A 14,342-nucleotide genomic window follows, 5' to 3' on the forward strand; every position below is an offset into this window, starting at 1 on the left:
AATGTTCTTTTTTTATTTATTGTTTATGCTATGCGGCGATTAAGCTGCATCTCCATCTTCTTTGTCTGCGACTGCTTTGACAGCGTAAGCCACGTTGCGGACTGGCGCTTGTAGTACAGATAGCAACATAGATAGAAGTCCTTCGCGGTTTGGCAATTTTGCCAATGCTGTGATTTCTTCCAATGTAGATACTTTACCTTCGATGATACCGCCTTTGATTTCTAATGCTTTTGCATCTTTAGCAAATTCGTCCATGATTTTCGCTGGTGCTACTACGTCTTCGTTACTGAATGCAACGGCTGTAGGGCCAGTGAAAACTTCGTCCATGCCGTCTAGGCCGGCTTTTTTAGCTGCACGTGAAAGGATTGAGTTTTTGATAACTTTCATTTCAACGTTAGCTTCACGAAGTTGTTTACGTAAGCGTGTTACTTCATCAACAGTTAATCCACGGTAGTCAACTACGACTACAGAAGCTGCTTCTGTAAATTTTGCACTTACTTCGTCAACGATTGCTGCTTTTTTTGCGATAATTGCTTCACTCATTTTTGAGTTTCACCTCCTGAATTTTGATGGAAGAGTTTTTTACGACTGAATCGTTTGTGCCTCATCTAATCACTGCGTTCTTAGTGATTCTACTCGCTTGCGCTCGAAAGGAAACTCCTTTCGCTCAACTCAACGAGTATTGTTCATCATCTAATCACTTCGTTCTTAGTGATTCACAACAAAAAACTCTATGCCACCGTAGACATAGAGGGACTATTGAATATATTCAATAAACGTCCTCGGTAGGAAATTAAGGCTAAGCCACCTACTGTCTTCGGTACAAGTTAATTATTAACCTCAACTAGCTTAGCACGCTAAACTAGTTGAGTCAAGAATTATTTTTCAGTTGGATCAATCAACGTCCTAATCGTTGGATTAGAAAGAAGCTTGGTCTACATGGATACCAGGTCCAAATGTTGTTGTTACAGTAATGTTTTTCATGTATTGACCTTTAGCTGCAGATGGTTTAGCTTTCACTAATACATCATGGATCGCAGCAAAGTTTTCAACTAATTTTTCGTTGTCGAAAGAAACTTTACCGATTGGTACGTGGATGTTTCCAGCTTTGTCAACGCGGTAAGTTACTTTACCAGCTTTTACTTCGTTGATTGCTTTTGTTACGTCCATTGTTACAGTACCAGTTTTAGGGTTTGGCATTAAGCCTTTAGGTCCTAATACACGTCCTAGACGACCAACAGTAGCCATCATGTCAGGTGTTGCAACAACTACGTCAAAGTCAAACCATCCGTTTTGGATTTTTTGAACCATGTCGTCGTCACCAACGAAGTCTGCACCAGCTGCTTCAGCTTCTTTTGCTTTGTCTCCTTTAGCAAATACTAAAACAGTTTGTGTTTTACCAGTTCCGTTTGGTAATACAACAGCTCCACGAATTTGTTGGTCTGCTTTTTTAGGGTCTACGTTTAGACGGTATGCAACTTCAACTGTTGCATCAAATTTTGCAATGTTTGTTTCTTTCGCTAATGCTACTGCTTCAGCGACAGAATAAACTTTACTTGAATCCACTTTTTTCAATGCTTCTTGCATTTTTTTGCTCTTTTTAGCCATTTTGGTTCCTCCTTGATTGTGGTTATAACGGTTGTACCTCCCACGTGTCCTATACCTTTCAATACAGGGCCAACTGAGAAGCTACTTTCTTAGGGTGCAGATTATTCTACAGTGATCCCCATGCTTCGTGCAGTTCCTTCAACCATGCGCATTGCTGCTTCAACGTTAGCTGCGTTTAGGTCTTCCATTTTTAATTCAGCGATTTCTTTTACTTGATCGCTAGAAACTTTAGCAACTTTATTTTTGTTTGGTTCGCCTGAACCTTTTTCGATTTTAGCTGCTTTTTTCAATAATACTGCAGCTGGTGGTGTTTTTGTAACGAATGTGAATGAACGGTCTTCGTATACAGAAATCACAACTGGAATGATCAAACCTGCTTGATCAGCTGTACGAGCATTGAATTCTTTTGTGAATCCCATGATATTGATACCCGCTTGACCTAGTGCAGGACCTACTGGGGGAGCTGGAGTTGCTTTACCTGCAGGAATTTGCAATTTAACGATTTTTTCTACTTTCTTTGCCACGAGACATACCTCCTTAAGTCCGTGATGTGGTTAATTGGAGATGCATATTTCTCCTCCCACGTATTGTCAGTTGATCTTAAAATCAATTGACATATCATGTACATAACGAATGCACACTGATACAGTATAGCAAATTATTCTTTTTTTTCAACAATTTTTTCTGATTATTTTCACCTTTATCCAAAAAAAAGCTAAATATCTGGTTAAAACGTGAAGAAATCTCTTTATAAATCGCTTATTTATGCTAAACTTACGCCTGTATGAACCTAATACATAATATATATAATAAATAAGTTCTTCTATTCTAATGAGGTGAAATAATGAAAGATCTAAAATACAGAAGTGTATTTGATATTATTGGTCCTGTCATGATTGGACCGAGCAGTTCGCATACCGCTGGAGCAGCAAGAATCGGAAAGATCGTCCGTAGTATTTTTGGCGATCAACCAGATTCTGTTGACATCTACCTATATGAGTCTTTTGCCAAAACCTATCGTGGACATGGTACTGATATTGCCTTAGTTGGTGGATTATTAGGCATGGAACCTGATGATTCTCGTTTAGCAGATTCGTTAAGGTTGGCTCATGAAGCAGGTATGGAAGTATTATTCGTACCTAAAAGTGAAAAAGCCGATCATCCTAATTCCGTCAAAATGTTGTTGAAAAAAGGCAGTCGAAAGCTTTCGGTTACAGGTATCTCAATTGGTGGGGGCAACATCCAGATTTCTGAATTGAACGGCTTCAAGATTTCATTAAGCATGGGAACACCGACCTTGATCATCGTCCACCAAGACGTTCCTGGCATGATTGCTAAAGTCACCAATATTCTTTCAGAAACCAACACCAATATCGGTACAATGACAGTTACTCGTGAGTCAAAAGGCGAAAATGCCATTATGATCATGGAAGTGGACGATCCTCAAGTAGAAGATACCGTAAAAAAACTAAAACAGTTACCAAATATTGACAGTGTCAATTATTTCGAGTAAAGGAGCAGACGAGGTATGTTTTTATCAATTGAAGAATTAGTCCAACAAGCACAAGACTACCCTAGCGTTGCCGAATTGATGATCGCAGTTGAGATGGAGATGAGCGGTCGTTCTCGTGAGCAGATCATCAAGATCATGGAAAAGAATCTACTCGTGATGGAACAATCTATCGCAGAAGGAAATGCCGGCGTAACTTCTGTCACAGGAATTACTGGCGGCGATGCCAAAAAGATGGACAACTATCTTTCTCACGCTGATTTCCTTAGTGGCGAAACAATCTTGACCGCGGTTCGTAATGCGATTGCTGTGAACGAAGTCAATGCCAAAATGGGATTGATCTGCGCAACGCCTACTGCGGGCAGCGCAGGAGTTGTCCCTGGTGTCTTGATGGCCGTACGTGATCGTTTGCAATTAACCCATGAACAACAACTCGACTTCTTATTTACAGCTGGCGCTTTTGGCTTGGTCATTGCAAACAACGCATCGATCAGCGGGGCTGAAGGTGGTTGTCAAGCAGAAATCGGATCGGCGAGTGCGATGGCTTCCGCTGCCTTGGTTTGTGCGAAAAACGGCACACCTCACCAAGCCGCCCAAGCTGTGGCAATCACGCTTAAAAATATGATGGGTTTGATCTGCGATCCTGTAGCTGGTCTCGTCGAAGTTCCTTGCGTTAAAAGAAATGCTTTAGGTTCGTCACAAGCATTCATCTCAGCTGATATGGCTTTAGCTGGCATCGAAAGCGTGATCCCACCTGATGAAGTAGTCGCTGCCATGTACCAAGTGGGTAGACAAATGCCTTCGATTTTCAAAGAAACCGCAGAAGGCGGACTTGCAGTGACACCTACCGCGAAACGATTAACGAAAGAAATCTTAGAAAAACAAACATAGTTACTTCTTATATCAAAAGCTGAATCAGACAATGCACAAAAATTCGTTATCGCCAAAGATATGCCGAATAACCATGGCAGCAAATTTGCTGCCATGGTTATTCGGTTTGTTTCTTACATCCTTCGCTTTGCTTCAAACACAAATTGCCCCATTTGTTCATAGAGATCCGCTTTGATTTGTTTTAAGTCATGATGGACTAACTGATGATCACGTACGAGCTGTCTGCCATCCACCCACACATGAGCCACATTGGAAGCATTCGCTGAATAGACTAAGGCAGAATAAGGATCAAAAATCGGAAACATATTCACAGACTGCGTCTCAACGATAATAAAATCTGCCTTGTTCCCTACAACAAGCTGACCAGTTTCTTTAAAATCTAACAATTCCGCCCCACCTCTAGTGGCTAAACGGACAATTTCCTTCGCTGGGAAAAGCGCACGATCTTTTTCAAAGGTTTTATGAAAATTGGCAAATAGCTTCATTTGTGCAAAGAGGTCTAAAGTGTTGCCACTACTTGGACCGTCTGTACCTAAACCGACAGTTAAACCCGCAGAAAGCATCGCTTTAACTGGCGCTACACCTTTCGCTGATTTTGTGTTCGCACCGATACAGTGCGCAATTCCGACTTGCTCTCCTGCTGTAGCGACTAAAGCAATATCTGCTTCTGTCATATGGATACAATGGGCCATGATCAACGGTCTGTTCATAAAACCTAAGTCTTTCAACAACTCGAATGGGGTTTGTTGATACTGCTTCGCTAATTCCTGCATTTCATAGTCCATTTCTGCCACATGCAAGGTGATCGGCACATCGAATCGTTCACTCAATTCGACTGTCCGCTTCAACCCTTCATAGGTATTGGTATTCGGCGCATGAGGAGCCAACGCAGGCGTAATCAATGGATGATCTTTCCACTTTGGCAAGAATGTCTCACAATAAGTCAAACCACCAGAAGGCTCTACATTATCACACACAGGCATATCAATGATCGTTTCACCAAGAATCGCACGAATCTTAAACTGATCACATACTTGCGCGACTTGATCTTCAAAATAATACATGTCACAAAAACCTGTCACACCACTAAGCAACATCTCACTGATTGCATAGGCTGTACTAGCTGCCACTAGCTCTGGGGTCATGAACGCTTCTAATGGAAATAAGAACCGACGTAATCGATCTGGTACATCGTCTCCTAAAGATCGAAAAGGAATCATCCCAGCATGGGTATGTGTATTCACAAAACCCGGCAACAAGATACCCCCTGCTCCATCGATGACTTCCTCCGCAGACGCTATCCCTTTCCGCCATTCTCCTATCTCAATGATGCGATTTTCTTCAATCCGTACATACCCGTTTTTGTATTCAGTCAGTTGATCATCCATCGTTAGAACGTGGACATTTTTTATCAATGTACTCATAACAAAACACCATCACTTGGAAAAACCAACGGATAAAATTCCTGTGTTTTCGTATTCATCATTCCTTTATCTGTCATTTTGATTGCAGGTGAAACTGGTAATGACAACGTAGAAAATGACATGATCTCATTCATATTTTTGTAGCCAAGATTTTGCATTTCTCTACGCACAGTTTTTAAATCTTGGCCTAACTCTTCAATTGGCGCTTGTGAAACGATCCCGCCAATCGGTAGCGGGCAAGTTGCTGTTAATTTGCCCTCGTTAACTACCACATAGCCACCTTGTAATTCCAACAATTTTTGCTGAGCCAGCAGAATGTCTTGGCAGTTATTCCCCATCACCATCACGTTATGATGATCATGCGCCCAAGTCGTCGCAATACTTCCTGGTTTTGAAATGGGTTCTTCCATCAAAGCATACGCCACATTGCCATTCTTTCCATAACGTTCCATCACGAGCAATAAGGCGCAATCTGAATTTTCCCAATCGAGGTATCCATCTTTCACCGGAATTTCCTTCGTGATCCGTTCTGTAAACGTACCAACCTCATGTTTACGAATAACATTACAACGAACACTTGCCAAATCCGTTTTGACTGGCAACCTTAGATCATCTAAAGAAAGCTTTTTACAATGGACCGTTTGACTGTATGAAGCAGGAAATTGTTCGATTTTTTCTGGATAAGTGATCGCCTCACCTTGCCTGTAGACTTCTTTGCCCGATTTAAAGACCGCAGAAATAGCGAATGTAGATAAATCATCTAACAAAATAAAATCAGCCATTCGTCCAGGTCCAATCAATCCACGATCATTCAAACCCATTCTACGTGCAGGCGTATAAGTCGTCATATAGATTGCTTGTTCGACTGGTAACCCCGCCTCTACTGCCTTTTTCAAATTTTCATTTAAGTGACCAGTGAGTAAATCATCTGCCATCACATCATCAGTGATGAGACAAGCATAGTCATAATATTCATTTTCTGTGATCACCGCCATATTTTCCGGTGTGATCGACTTGTTTTGAAATTGGATAAACATGCCGTTCTCAATTTTTTCTGCTAAGGATTCCGGAAACTGATGCGTATGATCAGAAGAAATCCCGCTATACATAAATGCTGCCAATTCTTCTTCGTAAATTTTAGGACAATGTCCTTCTAACGGCATCGTCGGACGTTTTTCTTTACATAGGTCAATAATTTGGCGAATCAGCGAATTTGGTTCATGGGCAATGCCGTGAAAATTCATGGCTTCGCCTAAACAAATCACTTTTGGATTGTCTAACAACTTTTCTGTTTCAGCTAACCCAATGATGCCACCGGTAGTTTCTAGTTCAGGTGTAGTGGAAGGAACGGACGATGGGATAGCATGGAAAATATCTAATTCCGTTTCTGCAGCCATAAATTCAGTCAACCCTTCAAGCCCAAAAACATTTGCCATCTCATGCGCATCCGCAATCACTGTAGTCACACCAAATGGTAAAACGGCCTTTGAAAAAATACTTGGCGTAGTCATTGAACTCTCAATGTGCATGTGGCTGTCAATCAAGCCAGGAATCATGTATTTCCCTCGGCCATCAATTTCATGAAGGATCTCCAAGTGACTCAGATCCTTTGTTGTGATGTAATAAAATTTTTCACCGCTGACTGTGACATGTTTCTTCTCAAAACATTGTTTGGCTGTGTTATACACTTGAGCATCTCTAATCAATAAGTCAATCTTCACATTTTTCCCTCACTTTTATTGTCCTTAGACACGAATAGGGGGCTGTGCGTTTCCGACACAACCACCCCAATGTTTATTTTTTCAATGATTTCCGTTGATAGGAAAATGTTTATTGGTTGATCAAACGATTCCAACGATCGATCCAGTCAGTCATTTGACTATTCACGAAATCAAAGTCAATATTTTTTGCGCGATCAGCAACTGCCCCATACGTCATATTACCAGCTTCTTCTTCACTCAACTCCACTTTATCATTCGTCGGTGCTTCATTTAATGAAAGTGCCTTTGTTTTTTGTGATTCTTCGCTAATTCTATAGTTGATGAATGAGTAAGCCAATTCTTTATTCGCTGCTTCTTTTGGAATATTGATCGTATTGTAGTTCGCATATGTGCCACTCTCAGGGACCACGTATTCGATCGTGTCAGAATCCCCTTTGACGATATCATAAGCAAAATCCATCACGATCGCTGCTTCGATTTCTCCTGCTTGGAACATGTTTGCTAAGTCAGAAGATCTTGCATAGGTCTTAACGATATTTGGTTTCAATTCTTCTAAGGCTTCAAATGCTGCCTCGCCATTGTCATCTTCAATCGCTACACCCGCATGATCACTTGCAATATACATCATCAATGGTCCGGCAGTCGTTGTAATTTCCGGGATCGAGATTTTTCCTTCTAATGCTGAATCCCAAAGATCTGACCAGCTAGTAATTTCTTTTCCAACTTTTTCTCTGTCATAAACGATACCTACACTGTTTACGGCAATTGGAACACCTGCACCACTATCAAAGACTTCCTTCGCTCCTTCAGTTAAGTCCGCTAAATTCGGGATTTTTGATTCATCTAGTTTTTCAAATAATTCTTGAGAAGCGCCATCCGCTGAGTTCGCTTGCGCTAACTCAATCACGTCGATTCCTCTAGGATTACTGATTAATTTGTTGAAGCGGTCGCCACTGTTTCCTAGATCCATTGTGATCTTCGCATCGAATTCTTTTTCAAAAGGATCCATCACATCGCTTTTCACGATATCTTCGCTTAAACCAAATGTTGATACAACTAGATCTTTTGACTCTTTCGCTTCGGAAGAATTAGTTTCAGATCCTCCACCGCAAGCTGTCAATACAAACATACTTGCTAAAACTACTGAACTTACTAGAAAGCCTTTTTTCACTGATTTTTCCCCTTTTCTCTACTTATTTATCTTCCAAAAGAACGATTTTATCTTTTGGGAAATGCAGGTTGATTTGATCCCCTGCTTGGTAAATTTGTTTATCCGTACCGTTTACTAAGAACTTACCTAAAGCCGTTGTCACTTCATACTGGTAACTTTTCCCTAAAAATGTTCTGACTTTCACTTCACCTTTTACAAGATTATGTGTCGCCTCAGAGGCAATCTCAATATCTTCGGGACGGATCGTCGCTACTAATCGCTCTGCTATCGGTTGCTCATAAGGTGTCTCAATGACATTCCCTGCAGCTTGATAGCGGATGCCTTCGATTTGTTCAACTGGAAAGAAATTTTCAAAACCGATAAAATGTGCAACAAAACGAGTTTTTGGATGTCGATAGATTGTTTCCGGTGTATCATATTGCTCGATAACGCCATTATTCATGACCGCGACTTTATCCGAGATCGAAAAGCATTCTTCTTGATCGTGGGTCACAAAAACTGTTGTAATACCAAGTTGTTGTTGGATACGTTTGATCTCGATCCGCATTTGGACACGTAGTTTCGCATCTAAATTACTTAATGGTTCGTCTAGCAATAGTAACTTAGGTTCAATAACCAATGCTCGAGCCAAAGCCACTCGTTGACGTTGCCCACCTGACAGTTGTTTCGGGTAACGATCACCCAACTGTTCCAAGCCACAGATTGCTAACATATCAGCTACTTTCTTGGCGATATCCGCTTTATTTTCTTTACGCAATTTCAAACCGAAAGCGACATTCTCAGCAATCGTTAGATGAGGAAACAACGCATAGCTCTGGAATACCATACCAAAATTACGTTTATGCACAGGAACTTTCACTAATTCTTGATCTTCCAGAACAAAAGAGCCCTCATTCGGCGAAATCAATCCAGCAATCACACGTAGCGTCGTTGTTTTACCGCAACCACTAGGGCCTAATAAAGAAACTAGCTCTCCTTTTTCCATTGAAATAGACAAATCTTCTAATATATTTTGTTTTCCGTCATAACTCACACGGATATTGTTCAAATTTACAAAACTCACGGTTCTCCCCCTCATAGTTTCCAGTCATTCTCAAGTACGTTCGATTTCTTCACTCAACAGTTAAGCGATTGAAGCCAATCCTAACGTTTTCTCAATAATAAACATCAAGAAAACGGTTAATACCATGATCATTACTGAAATCGCCGACACAGTCGGATCATACGTATATTCAATGTAGCTCAACAATGAAGTGGGCAACATTGTTACTCCTGGTCCAGATAAAAACATAGAAACTGGTACATTATTGAATGAGTTGACAAAAGCCAGCATAAACGCCGCAAATATCCCAGAAGAAACATTTGGTAAGACGACTTGCATAAAAGCACGGGTTTTGGTACAACCCAATGTCCAAGCAACTTCTTCGATCGAAAAATCTAATTGCTCCATGCTTGAACCTACGACGCGAATGATATACGGTAGGCTGATCAAAAAATGACCAATCAATAAAGCTTGGATCACCGGCAAGTTAAACTTGATCACAATGTATTGGAACAAGGAATAGCCGACAACGATACCCGGAATCATCGTTGGTGACAAAAAGAAATTTTTAAAAAGCTGTTTACTCTTCATGTGGTAACGAGAAAGTGCGTAAGAAGTCGGCACGCCTACTAATAAAGCTAACAGAGTAGCCCCTACGCCAATACTTAAACTCAATTTAAAGCTATTCATAAATGTTTCAGAACTTAGTGCTTTCTTGTACCATTCTAATGAGAATCCATCAATCGGAAATTGTATCGTCGATGATTGTCCAAAAGACGTTACAACAATAATCACTAATGGTAAAAACAAAAACGCAAAAACTAATACTGCGATGATCGTCATCCCTTTTTGCTTACGCATGATTCATTTCCCTCCGATCTAAACGTGCAGCAATCATATTCAATCCTTTATTCACGATCAGAGTCGTGACGATCATGATCAATGCAATGACACTTGCTGAAGTCCAATCACCTAAAGTCGATGCTTTTTGGTATAAGAAAGTCGCCATCATCATATTTTGGTTCCCACCTAAAAGTTGTGGTGTCGTATAAGCCGTCAACGTGCCTGTAAAGACTAAAATACTGCCAACGATCACTCCAGGTATACAAAGTGGCATGACGATTTTATAGAACGTTTTAAACGGACTCGCACCTAACGTTTCGGCAGCTTCCAGTGTTTCTTTCTCAATATTTTCCATCACGCCGACAAGTGTCATGACCATGGTAGGTAAGAACAAATAGACAGACCCAATAATAATTGCAAACTCCGTATATAGTAAGGCGATGGGTTGTTCGATCAGTCCTATACGAATCAAGAAATTATTGATCACTCCTGTCCTTCCTAAAATGTTGATCCAGGCAAAACTACGGATGACTGAATTGGTCAATAATGGAAACATCGTCATTGCCATCAATAAACTTTTCCACTTTTTACCCACACCTGCAATAAAATAAGCTGTTGGAATACCTAAAACGGCAGAAATCAATGTCACAATGACAGAAACGCGAATTGTTCGAAGAAAAATCTTCAAATTGAAATCATCTGTCAAAAAACTGGTGTAAGCACTTAGACTAGCACCTGTTTCAGTAAAAATAGTTGGCCATATAATATTGACCAATGGCAAAATCATAAAAAATAGTAATAAGATCGTTCCCGGCGCAATGATCAAATACGGAACATTCTTCCTCATTGTTCTCCCCCTCATTCGTGTTCTGTCTCATTATAAGAAAAAATACGAACATTTTCAAGAAAACTTTGTAATATATTCAGAAAAAAACATGAGTTATATGAAAAACATTGTAAAAAACCTGCGTTTATCCGTTTTATACAAAAAAATTGTATTTATTTTAGTTATCTATGTTTATTTTCCAAACGATTATTCGTAATTAATGCGAGTTAATTATCAAAAGTGTTGAGTAATACATCTCAGTTGAAAGAGAAAATCAGTTTTCTGGAAAACAAAAAAGAGCAATTACCGAACATTCATCCAAAAACGTTCGTTAATTACTCTTTTTATTAGACTCAACTCTTCCATAAAAACTGACTAACTTCTCGATCCACTTCTGTCCCGACCTCGCGAGGCATCTACATGTCGTTAATCATTTGAGGTATTCATTATTCCAGAACGTTAAATCCATTTATAAAACAACAATTAGATTTACCAATAGCGTTTCTCTAAAACTAATATATCAATAACAAATACATGTTAAAAAGATTAAAAAAAACAAAAAAACACAATGGAAAGGTTTGCATTTTTATATTGATATGATATATTTTTTTTGGATATATCCTAAAATTAACTGGAGGTCAAGCACATAATTCTATCAAAGAAAAACTAACTATTACTAGTCACAATGACAAGTATTTTAGGAATTTTGCTTTTAAATTTTACAAAACGAGTTGAAGCTGAATCTTTTGGAGGAACAACTGCATATACGTATACAGCAGTATCTGCAAATGTAACCAAAACTTCATCAAGTGCTACTACATACGTTAATTGGAATAGTTCCAACCAAAAAAGTCACAAACAATGGTTTGCTCTTTATCAGAATGGGTCAAGAAAAGGACAAGGATTATTTAATTATCTTACAAATTCTGCATTTCCTGGGAATGGTTCAGCAGGTTCAACTGTCCATTTAGCTTCACAAAGAGAAAACATCATTGACCCTACAACTTACATTTCAGGAACATGGACCCCTTAAAGATGATGGTCAAGAATCCGTGCCAAAATAACTTCGCTATTTTTTCTCTTAAGATCAAATAAATAGCGAGAAAGGAGATGCCTTCTTTAAATAAGGCGTAATCTCAAACATTCAAAGAGAAATTTTTGGAGATTACGTCCTATTTATAGAGGCTGAACACTTTTACACCGTCTTCTTGTCACATACCGATTGAAAAAAGGAGATGTATGTTTGAATAATTTTTGGAGATTAAATAAATACCACATTTCACTTAGTTTAGTCATATTTTTCATAATGGTATTCTCTATTTTAAATGAATATATTTCAAATGCCTTTCTTTATGTAACAAACTTAGGATTTAGACAAGAAATGAATCAAGGTCAAACCTTTAATAATGTTTTTGATTTCTTTTGGAGAAGTTTAACAGAGTCTGTTTGGTCTTTTGATTATAGCCTGATTTTTGGAACGAATTTATTTCAAATGTTCATCCCTTTAGTAGCTTCTATTGGAACGGCAATATTTGCTCAAAAATGGCAAACCATTTATAAATTTGAAATTTATCATGTTTTAAATTTTAGAAATTTTGTTTATAAGAAAATATTATCAACGGCTACAAAAATAGCATTGGCAACATTTTTTGGCTTCTTTATCTATTACTTATTTTGCTTTATTCCATTACATGATTCTATTAACGATACTGTGATACGTCCAATGTTTGAAGATATTTTCGGATCCAATTTTTATGTCAATCATAGGTTTTTGCAGTCTTTTCTAGAAGGAGTTGTTCGTTTTTTCTGGATACCATTTATATATACTATCTTCGGTACTTCTATCTCATTGATCGTTTCCGAAGCGAAAATATATTTATTAGCCGCACCTTTATATTACTATAGCATGTCGGCTATCGGTACAGGGATGACAGCTTTTTCTGAAGATATTTCGTTGTATTTTAATCCTACAGTGATTATGGCGTCTGGTGATTATTATACATTTAACACATATCTTCTGTTACTTGCAAACTCTATCCCATTATTTATTGGTATAGTATTGATTTACGGAAGGAGTCAGAATGTTGAATTATAAGTTTTTGATTTATCCGACTATTTCTTCTTTAATAATAATTTTATTTGTCAGTTTTATGCCTAAAACCATTATCACTACAGGATGGATTTTTTCTAATTTCCTATCAATGTCAGTAATACTTACGATATCCTTTTTTTATTTATTTGAAAAACATAGTTTTATTCAAATGGAAGTAGTGAAATGCGAGAGTATTTTTCGTTTTTTCCGGTATAAATTGGCTATATTATTTAATCGGAATGTCATTTACACAGCGATACTTTCCATCACATTTACAACATTAAGTTACATTAAAATTGGCAATGCGGACTTCAAAATAATTTCAATCTATTCTCTTGCGTTGATCTTATTATTATCCTTATCAGGGTATCTCATGTTAGTAACGTCCTTTTCCTTCAAAAATATTTGGGCACCGTACATTACTATTATTATGATATATAGTTTTTATTTTTATGCGTTTGTAAATATAAATTTATCACCCTTCTTTAACCCTTTTATTTCGTACATAACAAGTTTCAGCGAATTTCAAGGATACGGAACTGAAACTACCTATTTTAGTCATTTTGGAATATTTGGTTTTCTATTCTCAAATTTACTTTTTTGGGGACTTGGACATCTTGTTTTTCATATCAAAGCTCGGAAGATCGATCTATGACAAAAAAAATAGTATGTTACACAATTGTCTATTCATTAGAAGTGATTTATGTTATCTATATTTTTTCTAACAATATCACTTTACAGGAAGTATTCAGCATTATTACTTTTAATTCGTCTGTCTATCAGAAGTTCTTGATCGAATTAGTAAATCCTAAACTCATTGTTTTTTATCTTTTAGTGAATATATTTACCTTGCTGTTCACTATAGATAATTTAACATCTTCAGCTTCGATGTATTCCATGATTTTATATAGAAATAAAAAATCAGAATTTTTTTTACTAAGGATAAAACACATTTTTTCTGTACTTTTATTAAATAGCGCAATTCAATTTATAAGCTTTTTTAGTACTTTATTTTTTGGGGGATATATATATGGCCTAGCTTCAGACGTCAATATTATAACTTTTACTATCCTATTTTTTAAATATTTCACCATACTATTTATATTCCTAATTTACTATGATTACTTTAAGCTAAAATCAAATAATATAGTTATTCTTCCAGTATCAACTTTTTTATTATTATCAGTTTTGATAGTAGATCTACTTTTAAATTT

At 37.9% G+C, this 14,342-nt stretch carries 13 protein-coding genes and 1 other annotated feature; of the genes, 4 read left to right on the top strand and 9 right to left on the bottom strand.

The features are described 5' to 3' along the window. Nucleotides 1-39: 39 nt before the first annotated feature. The 3 genes from rplJ to rplK form a co-directional block, all read right to left on the bottom strand. Nucleotides 40-543, bottom strand: coding sequence for a 50S ribosomal protein L10 (gene rplJ, locus IGK77_RS12780; RefSeq protein ID WP_071866450.1), 504 nt, complete (start codon nt 541-543; stop codon nt 40-42). Between the two features lie 170 nt (nt 544-713). Further along, nucleotides 714-839, bottom strand: a sequence feature (ribosomal protein L10 leader region). A 79-nt stretch (nt 840-918) separates the two neighbouring features. Further along, on the bottom strand, nt 919-1,608 hold the full coding sequence (gene rplA, locus IGK77_RS12785) for a 50S ribosomal protein L1 (protein WP_010734283.1): 690 nt from the start codon (nt 1,606-1,608) through the stop codon (nt 919-921). Between the two features lie 101 nt (nt 1,609-1,709). Continuing rightward, nucleotides 1,710-2,132, bottom strand: a complete 423-nt coding sequence (gene rplK, locus IGK77_RS12790; RefSeq protein ID WP_010734282.1) for a 50S ribosomal protein L11 — start codon at nt 2,130-2,132, stop codon at nt 1,710-1,712. Nucleotides 2,133-2,452: 320 nt separating this feature from the next. On the opposite strand from rplK, the gene sdaAB reads away from it, so the two are divergent. Together sdaAB and sdaAA are read left to right on the top strand one after the other, a co-directional pair. Then, a complete protein-coding gene (sdaAB, locus tag IGK77_RS12795) occupies nt 2,453-3,121 on the top strand; it encodes an L-serine ammonia-lyase, iron-sulfur-dependent subunit beta (protein WP_010734281.1) in 669 nt (222 codons plus the stop codon). Nucleotides 3,122-3,136: 15 nt separating this feature from the next. Continuing rightward, a complete protein-coding gene (gene sdaAA, locus IGK77_RS12800) occupies nt 3,137-4,009 on the top strand; it encodes an L-serine ammonia-lyase, iron-sulfur-dependent, subunit alpha (RefSeq protein ID WP_074799359.1) in 873 nt (290 codons plus the stop codon). A 113-nt stretch (nt 4,010-4,122) separates the two neighbouring features. Here sdaAA and IGK77_RS12805 read toward each other — a convergent pair whose 3' ends face one another. The 6 genes from IGK77_RS12805 to IGK77_RS12830 form a co-directional block, all read right to left on the bottom strand. After that, complete coding sequence (locus tag IGK77_RS12805; protein WP_074799358.1) at nt 4,123-5,433, bottom strand: amidohydrolase; 1,311 nt, start codon at nt 5,431-5,433, stop codon at nt 4,123-4,125. After that, the gene (locus IGK77_RS12810) at nt 5,430-7,154 is read right to left on the bottom strand and encodes an adenine deaminase C-terminal domain-containing protein (protein ID WP_074799357.1); all 1,725 of its coding nucleotides are present in this window, start codon (nt 7,152-7,154) and stop codon (nt 5,430-5,432) included. Before IGK77_RS12810 ends, IGK77_RS12805 begins: the two co-directional genes overlap by 4 nt. 109 nt (nt 7,155-7,263) lie before the next feature. Further along, entirely contained in the window at nt 7,264-8,325 is a 1,062-nt protein-coding gene (locus IGK77_RS12815; RefSeq protein WP_023520403.1) for an ABC transporter substrate-binding protein, read from the bottom strand. Nucleotides 8,326-8,347: 22 nt separating this feature from the next. Continuing rightward, nucleotides 8,348-9,388, bottom strand: a complete 1,041-nt coding sequence (locus IGK77_RS12820) for an ABC transporter ATP-binding protein (protein ID WP_074799355.1) — start codon at nt 9,386-9,388, stop codon at nt 8,348-8,350. A gap of 60 nt (nt 9,389-9,448) precedes the next feature. Then, nucleotides 9,449-10,228: an ABC transporter permease gene (locus tag IGK77_RS12825; RefSeq protein WP_010734275.1), complete on the bottom strand. Its 780-nt coding sequence runs from the start codon at nt 10,226-10,228 to the stop codon at nt 9,449-9,451. Beyond that, nucleotides 10,221-11,057 carry an ABC transporter permease gene (locus tag IGK77_RS12830; protein WP_065096675.1) on the bottom strand — a complete coding sequence of 279 codons (837 nt, stop codon included), beginning with the start codon at nt 11,055-11,057 and terminating at the stop codon, nt 10,221-10,223. Before IGK77_RS12830 ends, IGK77_RS12825 begins: the two co-directional genes overlap by 8 nt. Before the next feature lie 685 nt (nt 11,058-11,742). On the opposite strand from IGK77_RS12830, the gene IGK77_RS12835 reads away from it, so the two are divergent. Next, complete coding sequence (locus IGK77_RS12835; RefSeq protein ID WP_130029207.1) at nt 11,743-12,069, top strand: hypothetical protein; 327 nt, start codon at nt 11,743-11,745, stop codon at nt 12,067-12,069. Between the two features lie 210 nt (nt 12,070-12,279). Then, complete coding sequence (locus tag IGK77_RS12840; RefSeq protein ID WP_071866455.1) at nt 12,280-13,131, top strand: hypothetical protein; 852 nt, start codon at nt 12,280-12,282, stop codon at nt 13,129-13,131. Nucleotides 13,132-14,342 lie beyond the last annotated feature (1,211 nt).

It is taken from the genome of Enterococcus sp. DIV0806c, from assembly GCF_051710905.1.
GTDB classification, from domain to species: Bacteria; Bacillota; Bacilli; order Lactobacillales; family Enterococcaceae; genus Enterococcus_B; species Enterococcus_B mundtii.

What these genes read in the sequence shown, in the direction of transcription:
- rplJ (WP_071866450.1), bottom strand. Translation starts at nt 543, where the DNA reads ATGAGTGAAGCAATTATCGCAAAAAAAGCAGCAATCGTTGACGAAGTA.
- rplA (WP_010734283.1), bottom strand. Translation starts at nt 1,608, where the DNA reads ATGGCTAAAAAGAGCAAAAAAATGCAAGAAGCATTGAAAAAAGTGGAT.
- sdaAB (WP_010734281.1), top strand. Translation starts at nt 2,453, where the DNA reads ATGAAAGATCTAAAATACAGAAGTGTATTTGATATTATTGGTCCTGTC.
- sdaAA (WP_074799359.1), top strand. Translation starts at nt 3,137, where the DNA reads ATGTTTTTATCAATTGAAGAATTAGTCCAACAAGCACAAGACTACCCT.
- IGK77_RS12805 (WP_074799358.1), bottom strand. Translation starts at nt 5,433, where the DNA reads ATGAGTACATTGATAAAAAATGTCCACGTTCTAACGATGGATGATCAA.
- IGK77_RS12825 (WP_010734275.1), bottom strand. Translation starts at nt 10,228, where the DNA reads ATGCGTAAGCAAAAAGGGATGACGATCATCGCAGTATTAGTTTTTGCG.
- IGK77_RS12830 (WP_065096675.1), bottom strand. Translation starts at nt 11,057, where the DNA reads ATGAGGAAGAATGTTCCGTATTTGATCATTGCGCCGGGAACGATCTTA.